This is a genomic window from Corallococcus sp. NCSPR001 (assembly GCF_017309135.1).
Lineage (GTDB): Bacteria > Myxococcota > Myxococcia > Myxococcales > Myxococcaceae > Corallococcus.
This window is the reverse complement of sequence record NZ_JAFIMS010000002.1, coordinates 3,183,750-3,201,549: the sequence shown is the minus strand read 5'-3', so window position 1 is coordinate 3,201,549 and position 17,800 is coordinate 3,183,750. Positions and strand designations below refer to the sequence as shown.

At 70.3% G+C, this 17,800-nt stretch carries 19 protein-coding genes; 3 read left to right on the top strand and 16 right to left on the bottom strand.

Features of this window, described 5'->3' with window-relative positions:
• Positions 1 to 11: 11 nt before the first annotated feature.
• The 15 genes from sctR to JYJ93_RS15055 all read right to left on the bottom strand — a co-directional run bounded on the left by sctR (position 12) and on the right by JYJ93_RS15055 (position 12,958).
• Positions 12 to 836 (bottom strand): type III secretion system export apparatus subunit SctR, encoded by an 825-nt coding sequence (gene sctR / locus JYJ93_RS15125; RefSeq protein ID WP_206791741.1) that lies wholly within the window; start codon positions 834 to 836, stop codon positions 12 to 14.
• Between the two features lie 10 nt (positions 837 to 846).
• Complete coding sequence (locus JYJ93_RS15120; protein WP_206791731.1) at positions 847 to 1,524, bottom strand: flagellar biosynthetic protein FliO; 678 nt, start codon at positions 1,522 to 1,524, stop codon at positions 847 to 849.
• Between the two features lie 103 nt (positions 1,525 to 1,627).
• Positions 1,628 to 3,010: a type III secretion system cytoplasmic ring protein SctQ gene (gene sctQ / locus JYJ93_RS15115; RefSeq protein WP_206791723.1), complete on the bottom strand. Its 1,383-nt coding sequence runs from the start codon at positions 3,008 to 3,010 to the stop codon at positions 1,628 to 1,630.
• The gene (locus tag JYJ93_RS15110; RefSeq protein ID WP_206791713.1) at positions 3,007 to 3,912 is read right to left on the bottom strand and encodes a flagellar hook-length control protein FliK; all 906 of its coding nucleotides are present in this window, start codon (positions 3,910 to 3,912) and stop codon (positions 3,007 to 3,009) included. Before JYJ93_RS15110 ends, sctQ begins: the two co-directional genes overlap by 4 nt.
• A gap of 36 nt (positions 3,913 to 3,948) precedes the next feature.
• Positions 3,949 to 4,437 carry a flagellar assembly protein FliH gene (locus JYJ93_RS15105; RefSeq protein ID WP_206791711.1) on the bottom strand — a complete coding sequence of 163 codons (489 nt, stop codon included), beginning with the start codon at positions 4,435 to 4,437 and terminating at the stop codon, positions 3,949 to 3,951.
• 63 nt (positions 4,438 to 4,500) lie between these two features.
• Positions 4,501 to 5,814, bottom strand: a complete 1,314-nt coding sequence (gene sctN, locus JYJ93_RS15100) for a type III secretion system ATPase SctN (protein WP_206791709.1) — start codon at positions 5,812 to 5,814, stop codon at positions 4,501 to 4,503.
• Positions 5,815 to 5,859: 45 nt separating this feature from the next.
• Positions 5,860 to 6,537, bottom strand: a complete 678-nt coding sequence (locus JYJ93_RS15095; RefSeq protein ID WP_206791698.1) for a FliH/SctL family protein — start codon at positions 6,535 to 6,537, stop codon at positions 5,860 to 5,862.
• Positions 6,538 to 6,561: 24 nt separating this feature from the next.
• Complete coding sequence (locus tag JYJ93_RS15090) at positions 6,562 to 8,679, bottom strand: hypothetical protein (protein WP_206791695.1); 2,118 nt, start codon at positions 8,677 to 8,679, stop codon at positions 6,562 to 6,564.
• A 112-nt stretch (positions 8,680 to 8,791) separates the two neighbouring features.
• Complete coding sequence (locus JYJ93_RS15085; RefSeq protein ID WP_206791694.1) at positions 8,792 to 9,613, bottom strand: type III secretion protein; 822 nt, start codon at positions 9,611 to 9,613, stop codon at positions 8,792 to 8,794.
• A 109-nt stretch (positions 9,614 to 9,722) separates the two neighbouring features.
• Complete coding sequence (locus JYJ93_RS15080; protein WP_242544430.1) at positions 9,723 to 10,274, bottom strand: ATP-dependent helicase HrpB; 552 nt, start codon at positions 10,272 to 10,274, stop codon at positions 9,723 to 9,725.
• Positions 10,165 to 11,004, bottom strand: a complete 840-nt coding sequence (locus JYJ93_RS15075) for a sigma-70 family RNA polymerase sigma factor (protein WP_206791679.1) — start codon at positions 11,002 to 11,004, stop codon at positions 10,165 to 10,167. The genes JYJ93_RS15080 and JYJ93_RS15075 overlap by 110 nt, the downstream gene beginning before the upstream one ends.
• Before the next feature lie 9 nt (positions 11,005 to 11,013).
• Complete coding sequence (locus JYJ93_RS15070) at positions 11,014 to 11,409, bottom strand: hypothetical protein (protein ID WP_206791677.1); 396 nt, start codon at positions 11,407 to 11,409, stop codon at positions 11,014 to 11,016.
• 27 nt (positions 11,410 to 11,436) lie between these two features.
• Positions 11,437 to 11,871 carry a tetratricopeptide repeat protein gene (locus JYJ93_RS15065; RefSeq protein ID WP_206791675.1) on the bottom strand — a complete coding sequence of 145 codons (435 nt, stop codon included), beginning with the start codon at positions 11,869 to 11,871 and terminating at the stop codon, positions 11,437 to 11,439.
• Positions 11,872 to 11,966: 95 nt separating this feature from the next.
• Positions 11,967 to 12,530, bottom strand: a complete 564-nt coding sequence (locus JYJ93_RS15060; RefSeq protein WP_206791674.1) for a hypothetical protein — start codon at positions 12,528 to 12,530, stop codon at positions 11,967 to 11,969.
• 143 nt (positions 12,531 to 12,673) lie between these two features.
• Positions 12,674 to 12,958: a hypothetical protein gene (locus JYJ93_RS15055; protein ID WP_206800318.1), complete on the bottom strand. Its 285-nt coding sequence runs from the start codon at positions 12,956 to 12,958 to the stop codon at positions 12,674 to 12,676.
• A gap of 283 nt (positions 12,959 to 13,241) precedes the next feature.
• Here JYJ93_RS15055 and JYJ93_RS15050 point away from each other — a divergent pair, with 283 nt between their 5' ends.
• The 3 genes from JYJ93_RS15050 to JYJ93_RS15040 all read left to right on the top strand — a co-directional run bounded on the left by JYJ93_RS15050 (position 13,242) and on the right by JYJ93_RS15040 (position 16,713).
• A complete protein-coding gene (locus JYJ93_RS15050) occupies positions 13,242 to 13,844 on the top strand; it encodes a hypothetical protein (RefSeq protein WP_206791672.1) in 603 nt (200 codons plus the stop codon).
• A 132-nt stretch (positions 13,845 to 13,976) separates the two neighbouring features.
• A complete protein-coding gene (locus tag JYJ93_RS15045) occupies positions 13,977 to 15,302 on the top strand; it encodes an NAD(P)/FAD-dependent oxidoreductase (RefSeq protein ID WP_242543816.1) in 1,326 nt (441 codons plus the stop codon).
• A gap of 85 nt (positions 15,303 to 15,387) precedes the next feature.
• Entirely contained in the window at positions 15,388 to 16,713 is a 1,326-nt protein-coding gene (locus JYJ93_RS15040; RefSeq protein ID WP_206791667.1) for a hypothetical protein, read from the top strand.
• On the opposite strand, the gene JYJ93_RS15035 is transcribed toward JYJ93_RS15040, so the two are convergent.
• Complete coding sequence (locus JYJ93_RS15035; RefSeq protein ID WP_206791665.1) at positions 16,703 to 17,791, bottom strand: EAL domain-containing protein; 1,089 nt, start codon at positions 17,789 to 17,791, stop codon at positions 16,703 to 16,705. The genes JYJ93_RS15040 and JYJ93_RS15035 overlap by 11 nt on opposite strands.
• Positions 17,792 to 17,800: the final 9 nt, after the last annotated feature.

Genomic DNA, 17,800 nt, shown 5'->3' with positions numbered 1-17,800 from the left:
TACGGGGCTCCTTACAGGTAGCCGATGACCAGGCCCTTGGCGATGAGGTACCAGCCGTCCACGAGCACGAACAACAAGAGCTTGAAGGGCATGGAGATGGTCGTGGGCGACAGCATGTGCATGCCCAGCGCCAGCAGGATGTTGGCGACCACCATGTCGATGACGATGAAGGGCACGAACAGCAGGAAGCCGATCTGGAAGGCCTCCTTCAATTCGGACACGACGAAGGCCGGGACGATGACCATGAAGTCATTGGGGCCAATGTCCTTGCGGTCCTCCTCCTTCCGCATCTTCTTCGCCAGGCTGTAGAAGAGCGTGCGGTCCTTGTTGGTGACCTTCTTCATCAGGAACTCGCGCAGCGGCTCCTTGGACTTGTCCGCGGCCCCCAGCATCGTGCCCACCGTTTCGGAGGAGAAGACGGACGTGCCCCGGGACCAGATGTCGATGCCGCCCGCCCGGTACATCTCCTGGCCCACGGGGGCCATGATGTAGACGGTGAGGATGATGGCCAGGCCGGTGATGACCTGGGTGGGCGGAATCTGCTGGGTGCCCAGCGCCGAGCGGACGATGGAGAGCACCACGGAAATCTTCACGAAGCTGGTCACCATCATCAGCGCGAACGGGACCAGGGACATGGCCGCGAGCGCGAGGATGAGGATGAGCGGACGGGAGGTGAAGGAGTCGGAGCTCACCGCCTCCTTGACCATCTCATCCGGCATCGAGTCGCCGCCCTTCTTCGCCGCGGACGCGACGAAGGGAGAAAGCGACACGAGGGCCGCGAAGAGCCAGGGCGGAGCGCGGAACAGCAGCGGGCGAGCGGGAGACGAACGGTTCACGTGACGGCCTTCAGACGCCCGGCGGCGGCGTGGTGCCACCGGTCCGGCGGGAGAGGAGCTTCTGGAGGAAAGGACTCAGGGACACCGGCGACGACGGCGGACGCGCGGCGCGGATGCGCTCCACGGCGTCGCGGTCCAGCTTCGAAACCAGTTGCACGCCACCCTCGCCGCCGCCCACCAGCAGGTACTCGTCCGCGGCCTTCAGGACGAAGAGCGTGCGCCGTTGATCCAACGGGATGCGCTCCATCACCGACACGACCGACGCCTTGCCCACGGGCACGCCCTGCAGGCCCATCAGCCGGCGCAGGCCCACGTTGAGCGTGAGGTAGATGGCCGCGAGCACCGCGCCCAGCAGCGCCACCGTGCGCACCACCACCCAGGCCAGGCTCTCCTGCGCTTCCGCGCCTTCGGCCTCGGGGACGCCCAGCTCGCGGTCCAGTTCGTCCGCGTGGCGCTTCGCGCGGGCCGCGCTGCCATCCGTGACGGCCGGGGATGCCTCCGGAGCCGGTGCCACCGCCGGAGCTTGTACGGCGGCGGGAGCCTGTACGGCGGCGGGAGCCGGGGCCGGTGCCGCCACGGAGGCGTCCGGCGTGGAGGCCGCGGGCGCCTGCGCCAGGACGGCGGGCGACGCGAAGAGCAGCGCGGCGCCGAGCAACAGGCGCGAGGGGAAGAGACCGAGGACCGCCATGGATGGGCGCGAGCCTAGTGCACCCGAGTCAGGACCGCCACGGGCCCGGGCACGAGCACGCCCCCCTGCCCGCCTGCCTTGTGACGCACGGGCGCAAGCGCTTTCAGCTCAGGTGGATGATGCGCACCCCGAGCTGGCCCTCCAGCTCCACGAGCTCGCCCCGGGCCACGACCTTGCCGTTCACCGACAGGTCCACCGGCTCACCCGCACCACGACGCAGGTCGATGACCTGGCCTGTGCGCAGGCCCACCACCTGTTCGGCCGTGATGGGCACGCGCGCCAGCTCCACCGCCACCTGCAGGGGCAGGTCGCTGAGCAGATCGCTTCCGTCCTTGTCGTCCAATGCCGCCCCTTCGAGTTCCGGAGGAACGCCCAGCTCCGGGTTGGTGAAGTCCTCGTTCTCTTCCGAAGCGCCCCCGGGCTCCCCACCCTGGGGGTTGCCCGGCTCGCCGGGGATGATGTCCGTGATGCGCGCCCGGTAGCGGCCGTTCTCCACGGCCACGTCCGCCAGGAAGTGGCCGGTGCGTCCCAGGCCCAGCCGCAGCTGCGCCGTGCCGGGCTCGCCCCGGTCCGGCCGCGCCGACAGCATGTCCAAAAGCAGCACGTCCTTGACGCGCAGGGACGCCAGGTCCTGGGCGGACAGCTCCGCCACGCCAATCTCCGCGCGCAGCCAGTCGCGCAGCGCGGACAGGCGCCGGCCATTCGCCTTCATGTCCTGACGGCGGTGCTCGCGCCGCTGGGCGCTCTCCACCGCGGGTTCCGCCGCCTCCAGCACCGCCGAAGGCACCACCAGCCGCACGATGCCGCGGTGCGAGCCCAGCACCGCGTTCAGGTGCACCGCCAGCATCGGGCCGTCCTCGCCCAGGCGGGCGGAGACCTCATCCACGCCGCGCGCCACGCCGTCCAGCCGGGGCCGGGGAACGCCCGGCTGAAGTCCGGGCACCAGCTCCTTCAGGGCCTCCAGGACGACGTAGCCCATCACGCCCTCCTCGATGTCCGTCAGGGGGCGCAGGCCCACCGTCTCACCGGCGCCGCCCAAGAGCAGGTCCACCGCCGAGTGCGCCAGCGACAGCTCGATTTCGAGGATGGCCCGGCCCTTGAGCGCACCGGGGGCCAGCACCGCGAGGAAGGACGGGTCGCCCAGGAAGCGGCGCAGCTCCGTCATGGGGCGCGCCTGGGCGGACTCCACCGACAGGCGCACGTCCACGTCGAAGAGGGCCTTGAGGCGCGCGCAGACCGTCTCCAGCGTGCCCGCGTTCGGCGTCAGCCACCGCAGCCGCTCCGCCAGCTGGCCCTGCGTGCGCGACACCTTCTCCAGGTTCGTGAACGCGAACGGCCGCCACGGCGACACCGGAGCCGGGGCCGGCGTGGAAGCCGGTACCGGAGCCGGCGCCTGCGCGGGCTTCGTGGGCGGTCCCAGCTTCCGGGTGTCGACCAACATGGTGCGCTCGAAGACTCCGGGCTCGTCGTCCGGCTCCAGGCTCATGTCTTGGCCTCGAACCTCAGATTTTCAAGCGCCAGTCCCCGGCCGCCCAGGGCGCTGCGCAGGCCATCGCTCTGCTCTTCGAGCATCTTCAAGGTGTCGCGGTCGCTGCCGCTGAAGGTGGCCGAAATCTTCCCGTTCTTCGCGCTGACCTTGATGGACAGGCCGTTGAGCACGTCGCCGCGCAGGTCGATCTGGAACTCCGCGTTGCCCGCGGCGTTGGTGCCCACGCGCACGCGCTCGACGATCTTCTGGGCGATTTCGTTCGCCATGGCGCGCAGCCGCTCGGAGCCCGCGGTGTCCTTGGGCTTGGCCACCGGCACCGGCGCCATCAACGCGGGGTTGAAGCGGAAGCCCGCGCCGGCCATCTGCGCGCCCTTGTCGTCCTTCTCCTTGCTGCCCCCGCCGCCCGCGCCCTTGCCACCGCCGGCGTTGACGTCGATCTTCAGCTCGCCCTTCTCCTGGCTCAGCCGGCTGGCCTGACCCTCGGCCTTGTTCATGTCGCCTTCGCGCACGTCCGTGGAGCGCTTCTCCTCCACGACCTCCGTCTTGCGGGACTCGCCCCCCCGGGACAGCTGCTGCGACTCGCTGTTGCGCTGGGACTGCTGGGCGCCCTGGGTGGACTCCCCGGGTTTGGCGAAGGCGGTCTCCTTCTGGGCCAGCTTCTCGTCGAAGGTCTTGCCCTGCCCCTGCGCGAGGCGCGCCAGCACCTGCTTGCCCAGGGGCTGCTTCAGCTCCTGCGCCTGCTTCGGCTGGGCCTGTTCGGCCTGGCCCTGCTGGACCAGCTTGGAGAAGACGGACTCGCCCTGCAGACGCTTCTGGGTCTTCGCCTCCGCGAGCTTACGCTCCTGGATCATCCGCTCCGCCAAGCGCGCGGCATCACGATCGTCATCAACTCGGCTCATGGCGTTTCTCCAGATACGGCGGAAGGCGGCGCGAGGTTACTTGCGCTGGCGGGCCAGGAACAAGGCGCTGCCGATCTCCTCCTGCTGGAGCTCCTCCCGGTCCTGGCGCTCCTTCTTCACCTGCTTGACGAACTTCTCCTTGTTCTTCTCGATGGCCTTGAGCTCCTTGGCGGCCTCGGCCATCAGCATGCGGCGCTGCTCCACCAGGCGGCCCGCCGTCCGGACGACCTCCTTCTGGTGTTCAATCTGGAGGGCGACCTGGGCTTCGTCGTCCTTCAGACGCTCCTCGAAGCGGCCCATCATGTTCATGCCGTTGATGCCGGCGCCCTTGGCCATGATCTGCTGGAAGTACTCCTGGACCTTGGCCTTGCGCTCCTTCTTGCGGCGCTCCAGCTCCGCCTCCAGGCGCGCCTGCTCCTGCTCTTCCTTCGCCAGCGCCTTGACGGCGTCGGAGAAGGCCTGCTCGGCCTCCTCCTTCGCCTTCTCACGCATGTCCAGCAGTGACTGCAACCGGTACGGGGGCATGGTGGGGGCATCCTACCCAAAAACCGGCCCGTCCAGGCGCATGGGGGTGGAAGGCGGCCCGCGTCAGTCCGCGAACAGGTTGATGAGCTGCTCCACGGTCTCCTCGTACGGAGAGTTGGAGTGGGTGTCCTGCTTGAGGAAGTCGATGATGGCGTCGTACTTCTCGATGGCGTAGTCCGTGCGGGGGTCCGCGCCGGCCTGGTAGGCGCCCAGCAGGATGAGGTCGCGCTGCTTCTCGTAGGTGGCGAGCGTCTCGCGCAGCTTGCCCGCGGCCTTCTTGTGCTCCTTGCTGACGATGCCGCTCATCACACGGCTGAGGCTCTGGAGCACGTCCATGGCGGGCCACTGGTTTCGCGCGCCCAATTCACGGTTGAGGATGAAGTGGCCGTCCAAGATACCTCGGACCTCGTCGGCGATGGGGTCCTCCATGTCACCGCCGGCCACGAGGCAGGTGTAGATGGCGGTGCACTTGCCCTTCGCCGAGTTGCCCGTGCGCTCGAGGATGCGCGGCAGCATGGAGAAGACGCTGGGCGGGTAGCCCTGGCGCGCCGGAGGCTCACCGATGGCGAGGCCGATGTCGCGCTGGGAGCGCGCCAGACGCGTCACCGTGTCGAGCATGAACAGCACGTTGCCGCCGCGCTCACGGAAGTACTCCGCGATGGCCGTGGCGACGTAGGCGGCGCGCAGACGCACGAGGGCGGGCTGGTCGGACGTGGCGCACACCAGCACGGCGCGCTTCATGCCCTCCTCGCCCATGGCGTCCTCGATGAACTCGCGGACCTCGCGACCACGCTCGCCGATGAGCGCCACGACGCTCAAGTCGGCTTGCGTGTTGCGGGCAATCTGGCCCATCAGCGTGGACTTACCGACGCCGGAGCCGGCGAAGAGACCCACGCGCTGGCCCTCGCCCACGGTGAGCAGCCCGTCGATGCAGCGCACGCCCAGGGGCAGCGGCCGCTCGATGCGCTGGCGGGTGAAGGGGTCCGGGCAGTCGCGGTCCACGGGCCAGTCGACCAGGTTCTCCCCCTCCAGGGGCAGGCCGTCCATGGGCTCGCCGATGCCGTTGAGCACGCGGCCCAGGAGCCCGTCACCGCACTTGATGGTGAGGGGACGCCCCGTGGGGATGCACTCGCTGTCCGGACCGATGCCGTACAGCTCGCCCAGGGGCATGAGCATCACCTCGTCGCCCACGAAGCCCACGACCTCCGACTTCATCAGGCCACGCTGGCGGTTCTTGATGAGCACCAGCTCGCCGATGCGCACGTTCGGCACGCTCGCCTTGATGACGAGCCCCGTCAGCTCCGTGACGCGACCGCGCACCCGAACGAGGGACGCTTCCTTGATGAGGTCGTAGTAGCGCGAGAGGTCGATGGCCATGGCGGATTCCGGGAGGGCTCGAGGGCGCGGCGTTGGCCGGGAGGCTCAGGGAGGGCCGCTCTTGCGACCGGTGTCCGGCTGCAGGAGGTTCTGGAGCATCTCCAGTTGGGTGGGCAGTTGCGCGTCCACGGTGCCGTACTCCGTCTGGACGATGCAGCCCACGGGAGCGACCTCCGGGTCCTCCTTGATGGCCAGGTCCACCGTGCGGCCGATGAGCTCCATCAACTGCGGGCGCTTGGCGCGCAGCACCGTGGCCGTCTTCGGATGCACGCGCAGGACCATGGCGCGCGCGTTGCGGAGGTTTTCAATGGCCGCGGCGCACATGTCCACCAGCAGCTCCGGCTCGCGCTCCAGGTCGCGGCCGAGGATCTTCTCCGCCATCCTCAACGACAGCGCGATGATGTCCTGCTCCTGGGAGGTGAGCATCTCCCCGGCCTGAATCTTCGCGCGCAGCAGCAGCTCCGTCGCCTGGGCGATGCCCTCCTGACGGCCCAGCTCCTTCGCCTTGGCGAAGAGCTCCTCCTTCTCGCGCTGGGCCTCGGCGAGGATGCGCTCACGCTCGCGCTGGGCCTCCTCGATGATGCCCTGCGCGCCCTGGCGTGCCTCGAAGACCTCGGCGTTCATCACGCCGCCGCGCGGCGGACGCAGCGCCGGTCGCTCGGACGTGGCGACGACCACCGACTCCGCCAACCCGTCCCCCTTGATTACCTTGCCGATCGCCATGGGCCACTCCTTGAAGACCGGATGCTAGCGCGTTCCGCCACGCGGTCCACGCCCTCCCGGGCCGCCCGCGTCATCCGGGCCCGGCCGGTCGGTGGGAGGGGGGCGCCGGCGGCCCACCTGCGTTCCCTCCGAGGACCGGGGCGGGGATGGCTGGCTGGAGAGCACGCGTGGGGGACGCTCCGGCTCGCCCCCGGGTTCGGGACGCGCCGCGGGACGGCCCCCCGTGCGCGAGCGCAGCACGCGGGCCCCCTCCGCGGCCTCCCCGGACGGATCCGGGCGCCGGGGGGCGCGCTCCTCCGCGTCGGCGGGAGGCCGCGCGGGGCGCTCGACCCGGACGGAGCGGCCTTCCGCCGCCTCCGGCTCCGGCGGGCGTGACGCACCGCGTGCCCCCAGCCGCGAGGGCGGCGGGCCAATGCGGGCGCCGTCTGGATCCGGCCGGCCGGGACGCGCGGGCCGGGATGCATCTGGATCACGGCGGCCGGGGACAGCCCCGGTGGAAGCGCGGGGCGCGGGCCCCACCGACGAGCCCCGGTCCACCGGCATGCGGCGCATCTGGGAGCCGTTCGCATCCCCTTCCGGGGCCCCCATGGAGGCGCGAGGCGAGGGTCCACGCTCGCGCTCCACCGGCATGCGGCGGATCTGAGAACCTCCCGCCTCACCTTCCGGCAGCGGCGCTCCCATGGAGGCGCGGGGCGCGGGCCCACGCTCGCGCTCCACCGGCATGCGGCGCATCTGGGAGCCGTTCGCATCCCCTTCCCGAGGGGCCATGGAGGCGCGAGGCGCGGGGCCCACCGACGAGCCCCGCTCCTCCCCTGGAGCCGGACGCGGACGTCCGGAGGGGGCCGCGCCCGGGCCCGCGTCACGGCTGGACGCCGCACCGGCGCGACGGGCCGCGCGCTCGGCCATGAAGTCGCGCTTGGCGCCCGCCTCCGCGGACTCTTCGGCGGGGGGACTTCCCCGCAGGGACTTGGGAGCCCGGAGCGCGGGCGCACGCGATGGATCCGGCGCGGTGGTGCGCAGGCCCTCGCGCGGCGCGGGTGCCGCGCCCGGACGGGCTCCCGGCGCCGCTGCGCGTGCGCCTGGGGCTTCGGGACGGGCTCCCGGCGCCGCGGGACGGGCTCCAGGCGCCGCGGGCGCGGGCTTCCGGGCCCCCGGAGGAGGAGGCAGCACGGCGGAGGGGCGCGGCGGCGGCGCGGTCAGCCGCACGGGGCGCTCGATGAGGCCGCGCACGGCCAGCCGCTCCAGGTCCATGACGATGTCGGTGCGTCCGCCATCGCCCCGGGCCGTTGGCCGCGAGCGCTCTTCGCGCACCCACTTCGCCACCAGGTGACCGAACTCACCGCGGTGCTTCTCCAGCATGCGCGCGGCGAACTCCGGGGACTGCGCCACGCACGCGCGCGCCAGCCGCTGCACGCCGGCGCTGCGAATGGCGCCCGCCAGCCGGCTGAAGCCGTCGTGCAGGTTGATCTGCGCGCGCGCATCCTCTTCGGGGAGCTTGCGCGGCGCATTGGCCGCCACGGACTTGCTCGCGAGCTGGAGCAGGTCCGGAGGCAGCGACTCCATGAGGCCGTTCAGCTCCTCCTCGGGGAGTCCCGCCAGCGCCGGCCCCAGCACGCGCGCGCCCAGCCGGTCACTCACCGTGAGCAGCTCACGCGTCTGGAGGTTGAGCACGTCCGCGAACTTGAAGCCCGCGGACTGGCCCGCGACCTCGCGCGCCAGCGCCTCCTCCAGCTTCCAGCGGATGATGTCCAGCACCTGCGGCCGCACCTCGCGGGTCAGCTTCACGCGCGAGGCAGGCAGGTGGCCGCGCACGGCGTCCGCCATGTTGCCGGGCAGCGCACGCAGGGTGACCTCCACCAGGGCGCCGCGCTCGCGCTGGAGCAGCGCCGCCAGCCGCTCCGGATCCGCGGTCCACAGCTGGCCGCGCCGGTCCTTCATCAGGCGCTTGAGCTCCTGCACCACCGCAGGCAGGCGCTTCTCGCGCGGAATCTGGAGGATCTCCTGCGCGCGGTGGCGCAAGAGCGCGCCCTCCTCGTCCGGCAGGTGCTCCAGCGCCGCCATGCTCTCCTGGCCCCCGAAGGTGACCGCGGTGAGCAACATCATGGTCTGGCGCTTGCTGAGCGAGGTGAAGAAGGAATCCAACGGTCACCTCGCGGGCCCCCAGGTGGCCCGCTGAAGATAGAAGTCGTGTCCCCGGCCTGGAGGACACGTCCCGCGGACCACCCCAGGAGGGCCGCGGGAAGCGACTGCAGCTCTAGCCCTCGCGACCGCCGCGCGCACGCGCGGGACGCGCCGCCGCGGCCGGGGCAGCGCCGCCGGAGCCGCCGCGCATGAAGGTCCACGCGGTGAGGCCCATCATCGCCAGGATGAGCGCGAACGCGCCGCCGAGGATCATCTTGAAGGTGCTCGCGCTGGCGGCCGTCATGCGCACGCCGAGCACGTCCTGCAGGCGGTTGGTCTCCGTGGTCTCCGCCGTGGGGGCCATGGCCTCCGTCATCAGCACGGTGACGGCCTCCGGCTTGAGCTCCGACACGGAGCTGGCGACGAACTGCTTCACCGCGTCCACGGAGATGGGGGGCTTGCCGCCCTCCAGCATGCGGTACTTGATGAACACGGAGGCCGACGGCATCGGCTTGTTCTCCGGCTGCGACAGGTCGTTGTTCTCCGGCACCATCACGATGGCGCGCGCTTCCAGCACGCCGTCGATCTGGTTGAGCGCGTTGGAGACCTCACCCGCCATGGCCTTGAGGAGCATGGCGCGCTCCTCCGTGGCGGTGGGAACCATGCTGCCCTTGGCGAAGTGGGACAGGCCCTTCTCCACCGGGCGCGGCAACGAGTTGCGCTTCAACAGCTCCGCGGCCTGCGCGGCGTCGCCCTTGGGGACGACGATGGTGAAGCGCACTTCGTTGCCACCCTCCGCCTTCTCCTTCTTGGCGTTGATGCCGTTCTTGCTGAGCAGGACGTAGATTTCATTCGCGTCTGCTTCCGTCAGCTCGTGCTGCAGCTCGATGGAGCAGCCGGTGAGGAACAGCAGGGCGAGGAGCGGGGCGGCGAAGACGGGCGTTCGGCGAGTCATGGGCGCGCTTAGCTTAACAGGGCCCTTGCAAAACGCGGAAGGGCGCCCCCTCCCGACCCTGGGAGGGACCGCCCTTCGCATGCCGCCATGGCCCGGCGGGGTGGGGACTTCAGACCTGCGTCTTGACGACGTCCTTCAGGCCACTGGTGGCCTTCTCGACGACCTTCGACGTGAGGTCCAACTCCTGCGAGTACTTGTACATGGACGCCTGGAGACCAAGCAGCTCGGCGTTGGACATGTTCTTGCCGGAGGAGGCCTCCTTGATCAGCTTGTCCATGCTGACCTGACCCTTCTCCAGGCCGGAGACGAGGTCGGAGACCATGCCGCCCGACTTGGTCGTCTTGGAGGCCTCGGCCTTCGCGTCCACGGGCTCGGCGCCCTTGGCGGTGGCGGGCTGCTGGGCGGCGCCGCTCACCTTGTTCAGGTTGGCCTTCTCCGCCTTGTTGACCGTCTCCACCTGGCGGACGGTGTCCACCTTCTGGGTGGCCTGCGCGGCCTGCGCCTTGTTCACGTTCTGGGCGGCGTCCACCTGGCCGGCGCCCTGCGCCTTGTCAGCGAGAACTCCGTCGAACTTCGACGCGCCCGTCTTCTGCGTCTGCTGCTGCGCGCCCTGATCCTGCAGCTTTTGCTGCGCCACCTGTCCCGCGGAGATGCCGCTCATCGGAGCCGCCATGTGACACCCTCCTTGCATCCGTCGAGGGGGGAGGGAGTTCCTCCTCCTCGTTCAAGAGTTCCTTGAGCCGATCAATGGCGCGCGCATGAAGCCGCGACGCCCAGCTCTTCGACTGCCCGATCTCCGCCCCTGCCTCTTCCAGCGTGCGTCCCTGGAAGTAATAGCCCTGCAGGAGCTTGCGCTCTTTCTCCGGAAGCTTCTCGATGGCCGAGCGCACCCGGTTCTTCAACTGCTCCATCTCCAGGCGCTGATCCGCCGGGAGTGATTCATCCACGTAGCCCGCCGCCTCCGCCCCTTCCGCCCCCGCTGCAAAAACCGCCGCGAGGCCCGCCACGGCATCCGAGATGTCTCCAATATCATCGTCGAATGACGACCCGCGGTTGCTTGCGCCCTGCTCGCGGTCCGCCAGATTTCCCAGATACGCCGTCGCGCGCTCGCCCTGATAGGCGGTGCGGGCGTCCGCGCCCCGCAGGACGCCCATCTTCCTCAGGCCGTCGAAGATGGCGCCCTTGATGCGGTAGTGGGCAAAGGTGAGGAAGTTGGCGCCAACCTTGGGGTCGAAGCGCTCAGCGGCTTCCAGCAGACCGATTTGCCCATAGGCCAGCAGTTCATCCAGTTCGAGCTGGGCATTGAACTGCTTGCGCACGGTGGCCGCGAGCGACCGCACGTACGGGCCGTACTTCTCCAGGATGACCTTCCTGTCTTCACCCAGAGGCAAGCGGCGCGCTCACTCGGCCTTGGACCACAGCCGCTCGAGAACCTGGTTCAGCCGGGGATCATCCTGCAGGGCCCCGGCGATGCGGCCCGTGAGGGCAGCGGACTTCATGTTCAACTTCTCCTGGAGCACCTCGGAGACGAGCGCCTTCGTCGCCTCCTCCTTGCTCTTGAAGCCCCCGTTCTTCAGCCGCTTGGCGATGGCGAGAGCCTGCGCCGCGATCGGATCCGTTGCCTGGGGGCCCTGGACGTTGCTGGAGCCTACCAGACCCGAGGGCCCGACGAGCGATTCCGTGCGGTCCACCTTGCCGCCAAAGGACGCACCGGCGGCACCCGACGGACCGGACGCCCCCTTCACGCCGCCCGCGCGGCCCTTCCCACCCCCACGTCCGACTCCACCGACAGCCATCGACGTACCTCCTTCGTCTTGCCGCGACTACTTCTTCGGCGGAGGCAGGGCCCCCGCTTCCTTCGCCTGGATGAGCGCCTGGGCCAGCTTCGCGCCGTCGCTTTCGGGCTCCAGGTCGATGGCGGCCTTCAGTTCCTTGAGGGCCTCCGGCACCTTGCCCATGAACAGCAGGGCCTCACCGGCGTGTGCCCGGGGCAGCGACGACAGGGGCGCGAGCCGCTGGGCGACCCGGTAGGCCGCCAGGGCCTTGTCGTGCTTGCCCTGCGCGAACTCCACGGCGCCCAGGCCGATCTGCGGCACTTCGCTCTTGGGCATGAGCGCGGCGGCGCCGACGAAGATCTCCTTCGCCTTGTCGAAGTGACCCATGTCCAGCCACAGGTAGCCGGACTCCAGCAGGACCATGGCCGGCTGGCGCGCCAGGGGCACGAGGCTGTTGGCAATCTCCGAAGGGGTCTCCGCCATGGACGTCGCGCTTCCTTTCCTGTCGCCGGAAGCACGGAAGGCGGCCGTCGAGGGCCGCCTTCCTTGCACCGGTCAGATTCCGCTGTCCGTGAAGACTAGCGGATGTTGCCGATGGAGTTCTTGGTCGTATCGTGCCGCGACTTCATCACGTTGGAAACAGCCGTGAAGAGCTGCGACTCGTGCTGCATGGCCGACTGGAGGTTCAACAGCTTGACGTTGTCGTCCATCATCGTCTTGAGGCTGCTGTTGTTGTTCAGCTGATCCGACACCTGGCCGCCCGAGGCGCCACCGCCGACGCTGGTGCCCAGGCCGGTGGAGCCGCCCGTGGAGGGCAGACCGGAGCCGCCCACGCCGGGCAGGTTGGTGGAGGGCACCGCGCCGGAGGCGGTGTTCATCACGCCCACGTACGGGCCGCCCTGCATGCCGGAGCCGGAGGCGCCGGAGAAGGTCTGCGCGGAGGAGACGGCGGCGGAGACGATGCCCGCGCCGGGAACGAAGCCCGCCACCGCGCCCACGCCCGCGCCCACGGCACCGACGGTGCTGTTCAGGCCGTTCTGCACGCGCGCGCCAAAGCTCGTGTTCGGCGTCTGCCGAGCCGTGGTCATCTGGGTGTTCATGCGCAGGTTCGGGCCCATCATGCCGCTGTCGATCTTTGCCATTTCAGCCTCCGCGCTGCAGGTGCCAGCGATTCTAAAAGGGGAGCCCCGGGATCATCCCTCGGCTCTTTCAATGGATTATCGGGAGAGCCAGCCGCCGGTTGCCTGCTGGTGACAAGAAATCGTCCGTGCTCCCGAAAGGCCCGTTATTTCCGGCCCTTGGACTGCTTCGACTCAGCGACGAGCTTCTCGCGGACGTCCACGAGCATGCCGAGCAGCTCCTCGGACCGTGCGATCGCAGCCTGGGCCTTCTTGCCGATCTCCGCGCGGGGGCCCTTGAGCTCGGCGAGCCCCGCCTTGACGGGGGCGAAGAGCGCCTGGACGTCGCTGGCGGAGGCCTTCTCGATGAAGGTCTCGACGGCGGGGTAGGACGGGACAGGCAGTTCCTGGGGCTGGGGCTGCGGCGCGGAGGGCCTGGCGGGCGGGGGCATCGAGGTCACGGTCTCCTGGCGGGGAGCAGGCCATGCGGCCAGCCTCCGCTCTTTCCCCAGCACGCTAGGTGAATCCGGAATCAGCTTCAAGCACCCCACCCGGCGGCCGGAGCGCAGGTCGTCGGTTCCAGTCCACGTCCCTCGGGCCGGGGACCGAACGGGCACGCACGCGGTCTTCCCCCTCCGTCCTGCCCCCCGCGCCCCCCACCCCTAGCTTTTTCCCAACGGGGTGCCCCGGAGGGTGCCGCCCCGTCCCACTCACACATCATCCGGGAGAGATTCCATGAAGAAGCTCATTGGGGTTTTCGCGTCCGTGGCGTTGCTGGGTTCGGGTGTGGCCTTTGCCCAGGACAGCACGACGCAGGGCTCGCAGCAGCCGTCGACGTCGTCCGGCAGCATGCAGGGCTCCTCCGGGAGCTCGGGCAGCTCGGACGCCATGGGCGGCTCGGGGTCGTCCTCGACGCACTCGATGGGGTCGTCGAGCATGACGGGCTCGAACGAGCTGACGGGCAAGGTCGTCAAGAGCGACAGCAAGAAGGTCTACATCAGCAGCGCCAGCGGCGCGGTGGTGCCCCTGGAGGTCGACAGCAAGACGCAGTTCACCGACCCGAGCATGAAGAACGCCAAGAGCCTGAAAGAGGGCCAGGAGATCCGCGCCAGCTTCCAGGTGAAGGACGAGAAGAACATGGCGACCAGCATCTCGCCGAGCTCGGGCACGGGCGGCTCGGGCACCGACCCGATGGCGCCGGACTCGTCCATCAACCAGGACACGGGCGGCTCGGGCATGGATGACAAGAGCCAGGACATGGGTCAGGGCAACGACTCCACGATGAACCCGGACACGGGCTCCAGCACGGGTTCGAGCAGCTCGCCGAAGACCTACTAGTCCCGCCACTCCCCTCCCCTGTTCCTCTCCCACATGGGAGGGGGACCCCGGCTCGCGGCCCCCGTTCTTCAGGTGGGCCGCGGGCGTCTTTCCATGATGGGCGCTTCCCCTCGCGGCGGAAGCAGGAGCGGCATGGACCACGAGGCGGATGTCGTCATCCTGGGGGCCGGCGCCGCGGGGCTCGCCGCGGCTGAACGACTGATGAGCAAGGGCCTGCGGGTCATCGTGCTGGAGGCGCGCGACCGCGTGGGCGGCCGCGTGGCGACGCTCCGGGACACGGTGGCGGACGTGCCCCTGGAGCTGGGCGCGGAGTTCGTCCATGGCAAGCCCGCCGGGCTGCTGAGGCGCATCCACCGGGCGGGGCTGACGGTGAGCCCCTGCAACGACACGCATGCGCTCCTGTGGCGCGGGAGGCTGGGTGACGGAGAGGACGCCTTCGCGTTCCAGGAGCCCCTGATGTCCGCGAAGGGGCCGGACCGTCCCATCGCGGCGTGGGTGGCGGAGCAGGCGCGCATCCACCGGTGGCCCCCTGTCGCGTGCGCGATGGCGCGCTCGTATGTCCGAGGCTTCTACGCGGCGGATCCGGATGTCGCGAGCACGCTCGCCATCTCGCGAATGGAGCGGACCGCGGATGAATCCGGGGGCACGACGCCATCGCACGTGCTGGAGGGGTATGACCGCGTGCCGCATGCGATGGCCGCCAAGCTGCTCGCGAAGCCGCACACGCTGTTCCTCAACGCCGTGGCCGAGGAGGTCCGCTGGAGACCGGGCTCGGTCCTCGTGCGGGCCCGGACCCGGCAGGGCACTCCGCTCGGGACGTTCCAGGGGAAGCATGCGGTGGTGACGCTTCCCGTGGGCGTGTTGCAGGCGAAGCCGCCCGCGCCGGGGGCCGTGCGATTCGTGCCTCGCGTGAGGGAGCAGGAGCGGGCCTGGAACCGGTTGGCGATGGGCTCCCTGGTGAAGGTCATCCTGCGCTTTCGCGGGGCGTTCTGGCGGGAGCAGGAGGCCACCGCGCGCTTCGGCTTCTTCCACGCGCCCGCATCCGCGTTCCCCACGTGGTGGACGCTGTCGCCCCACCGGCGCACGCGGCACCTGGTGGGCTGGAGTGGAGGCCCTGCCGCCGCGTCGCTGTCCCGCTCGAGCGAGAAGGTGGTGCTGGGACGCGCGCTCCAGGGACTGTCGCAGCTCTTCCATCTCTCCGTGCGGGAGCTGCACGCGCGGCTGGAAGCGTGGCACGTGCAGGACTGGCAGGCGGAGCCGTACACGCGTGGCGGCTACGCGGTCATCCCTTCTGGCGCGATGGATGCCGTCGAGGCGCTCGCGAGGCCCGTGGGCCGGACCCTCTTCTTCGCTGGCGAGGCCACGCACGTGGGCGGCGACGAGGGCACCGTGCATGGTGCGCTCGAGACGGGACGGCGCGCGGCGGACGAGCTGCTGGCCCGGCGCTCGACGGCTTGAGCCCTTCTTGTCCTCCTGGCGGAGGAGCAGGCGGAGGGGCGCTGGCGGTGATGTGGAAGCGTTCGCGCGTGGACATCTTCGAGGCATGCGCCTCTGGATCGCCATCGTCGCGGGATTGAGCATGGGCCAGGCATACGACCCGGAGCCGTTGCCTCCGGATGATCCGTCCGTGAGGGACCCGGCCGCCGCCGCACTGCAGGATGCCTATGAGCAGGCCGCGGATGACCGGAACGGTGCGCGCCCACCCCAGGGCTATGTCATCCAGGCCCCGACGGATCCGACCGAGGGCAACTATTACTCTCTGACACCCAGGATGTCCGATGGCAACCCGCCGGTCACTTCGGGCGACGTCGCGATCCAGCAGTCCCAGACGTATGTGCCGCCGCCCGTCCCCACCGTCTTCGAGCAGGAGCCCGCTCCCAGTGAGTCGACGGAGACGGAGGCCGCGCAGCCCCAGACGGGCACGGGAGGCGCTGGAACCGCGGGGAGTTCGACGGAACAGCCCGCCACGGGTTCGGGTGCGGCCGGTACGACCGCGCCGGCCCAGGGCACGACCGAGGCGAATGCCCCTGGTTTCGGCGGCGCCTACGACACGGGCGCGGCTTCCTCGACGGCTCCGAGCAACGTCTCTCCGGGTGGCACGGGCGGGGCACCGCTGGATACGTCGAGCGTGACGGTGCAGGAACCGGGGACCGCGACCGGCGGCTCGGTGACAGCCGGTACCACTGAAACCGGAACCCCTGCGCCGAGCACCGCGACAGGTGGCTCGGGTACGGCCGGCACCGGCGCCGCCGCTCCGACGGGCACGACCGCGCCGGATCAGACGACGCAGGCGCCCCAGGGGGCACAGGGGCAGCCCCAGACGACGCAGGCGCCCCAGGCAGCGCAGGGGCAGGCCCAGGCGGCTCAGGCCGCCGCTGCCAATGAGGAGGAAGTGACGCGTTTGCGCCAGCGCATCGCGGACCTGGAGCAGGAGATGGAGGCCCGCGACACGCGCGCCACCGAGCGCACCCAGGCCGTGCAGACCCAGGTGGACACGCATGAGCAGCGCGCCTACGAGGCCGAGCGCGCGCGGCAGCAGCGGCTGGCGCGGATCCAATCCGGCGGTCAGTGGATGCTCGCGGCGGATCAGGCGCTGGAACAGGGCGAGCTGGACGTGGACAACGCCCTCGACATCGCCGACGAGGACTTCTCCGTCGTGCGCCAGAACGCCGCGGCCTTCGGGCAGGGCGGCGTCGTGGTCCAGGCCGAGCGCATCCGCGCGCAGATCGCTTACGCCCGGGATGCCGCCAACCGCCGGGACATCTACGCCGCGCGCGTCGCCCTGCAGAGCGCGGGCGAGGAGCTGCGGCTGGCGCGCGCCGCGAGCCTGGAGCGCTCGGGCACGTCCAACACGCTGCTCAATCCATGATGCGCGGGGTGCTGCTCGCGGGGGCGCCCGCGGGCTTCGCGATGAGGTAGCCCTGCACGAAGTCCACCCCGTGCCGGCGCACCCAGGACAGCTCCTCGGCCGTCTCGATTCCCTCGGCCACCGTCTGGATGCCGAGCTGCCGGGCGATCTCCAGCAGCTTCTCCACGATGGACGCCTTGTAGGGGTCCGCGTGGACGCCCCGCACCAGCTCCATGTCCAGCTTCACGAACTCCGGCCGCAGCTGGTGGATGAGGTTCAGCGACGAGTAGCCCGCGCCCAGGTCGTCCAGCGCCACCTTGAAGCCCGCCGCGCGGTAGAAGTCCACGATGGCGCGCAGGTGCGCCGCGTTCGCGGCCCGGTCGGATTCGATGATCTCGAAGACGACGTGCGACTCCGGGATGCCCGACTCGCGGATGGCCGCCGCCGTGGAGCGCAGGCAATAGGCCGGATCGTAGATGGCCGTGGGCGTGAAGTTGATGAACAGGTGCGTGCGCAGCTGGTGCCGCGTCGCCTCACGGATGGCCGTGGTGCGCGCGGCCAGGTCCAACTGGAACAGCAGGTCCGCCTCGCGCGCCGTGTCGAACAGCCGGTTCGGAGGCACCAGCCCCCCCTCCCGGTCCCGGCCTCGCAGGAGCGCCTCGTGCGCGAAGACGCGCGAGGTGTCCTGCGCGTGGACGATGGGCTGGAAGAACGTGGTGAGCCGCGACTCCGCCAGCATGTCCACCAGCCACCCGGACTGATGCAGCGTGGTGAGCCGCTGAAGTGAGTCCACGCGCGGGAAGTCCGCCATGCCGGGCTCGCCGTCGCCCTCGACGAAGAGGGCGCGCGTGCCCCGCACCTCCTCCGCCGTCAGCACGTTGGGCAGGCTCGCGGAGAGCTTCCGCAGGCCGCCCTCCTCCATCCCCACCACGACACACTGAGCGTCGGTGCGCAGTTGGAAGGTGCCCCCCGAATCACGCAGGTGGGCCACCAGCTTGCCCAGGCTGTGGCCCAACGGCGGCCACAGGAAGAGACGCCCCGGTACGTCCGGCGTCTCGGGCAGGGTCTGGCAGCGGCCGCATCCGTTCAACGGGGTCATGACACAGCC

Excerpts from the sequence above, each read along its gene's own strand:
- JYJ93_RS15120 (WP_206791731.1), bottom strand. The coding sequence starts at position 1,524 with ATGGCGGTCCTCGGTCTCTTCCCCTCGCGCCTGTTGCTCGGCGCCGCG.
- sctQ (WP_206791723.1), bottom strand. The coding sequence starts at position 3,010 with ATGAGCCTGGAGCCGGACGACGAGCCCGGAGTCTTCGAGCGCACCATG.
- JYJ93_RS15110 (WP_206791713.1), bottom strand. The coding sequence starts at position 3,912 with ATGAGCCGAGTTGATGACGATCGTGATGCCGCGCGCTTGGCGGAGCGG.
- JYJ93_RS15105 (WP_206791711.1), bottom strand. The coding sequence starts at position 4,437 with ATGCCCCCGTACCGGTTGCAGTCACTGCTGGACATGCGTGAGAAGGCG.
- sctN (WP_206791709.1), bottom strand. The coding sequence starts at position 5,814 with ATGGCCATCGACCTCTCGCGCTACTACGACCTCATCAAGGAAGCGTCC.
- JYJ93_RS15095 (WP_206791698.1), bottom strand. The coding sequence starts at position 6,537 with ATGGCGATCGGCAAGGTAATCAAGGGGGACGGGTTGGCGGAGTCGGTG.
- JYJ93_RS15085 (WP_206791694.1), bottom strand. The coding sequence starts at position 9,613 with ATGACTCGCCGAACGCCCGTCTTCGCCGCCCCGCTCCTCGCCCTGCTG.
- JYJ93_RS15080 (WP_242544430.1), bottom strand. The coding sequence starts at position 10,274 with ATGAGCGGCATCTCCGCGGGACAGGTGGCGCAGCAAAAGCTGCAGGAT.
- JYJ93_RS15070 (WP_206791677.1), bottom strand. The coding sequence starts at position 11,409 with ATGGCTGTCGGTGGAGTCGGACGTGGGGGTGGGAAGGGCCGCGCGGGC.
- JYJ93_RS15065 (WP_206791675.1), bottom strand. The coding sequence starts at position 11,871 with ATGGCGGAGACCCCTTCGGAGATTGCCAACAGCCTCGTGCCCCTGGCG.
- JYJ93_RS15060 (WP_206791674.1), bottom strand. The coding sequence starts at position 12,530 with ATGGCAAAGATCGACAGCGGCATGATGGGCCCGAACCTGCGCATGAAC.
- JYJ93_RS15055 (WP_206800318.1), bottom strand. The coding sequence starts at position 12,958 with ATGCCCCCGCCCGCCAGGCCCTCCGCGCCGCAGCCCCAGCCCCAGGAA.
- JYJ93_RS15050 (WP_206791672.1), top strand. The coding sequence starts at position 13,242 with ATGAAGAAGCTCATTGGGGTTTTCGCGTCCGTGGCGTTGCTGGGTTCG.
- JYJ93_RS15045 (WP_242543816.1), top strand. The coding sequence starts at position 13,977 with ATGGACCACGAGGCGGATGTCGTCATCCTGGGGGCCGGCGCCGCGGGG.
- JYJ93_RS15040 (WP_206791667.1), top strand. The coding sequence starts at position 15,388 with ATGCGCCTCTGGATCGCCATCGTCGCGGGATTGAGCATGGGCCAGGCA.
- JYJ93_RS15035 (WP_206791665.1), bottom strand. The coding sequence starts at position 17,791 with ATGACCCCGTTGAACGGATGCGGCCGCTGCCAGACCCTGCCCGAGACG.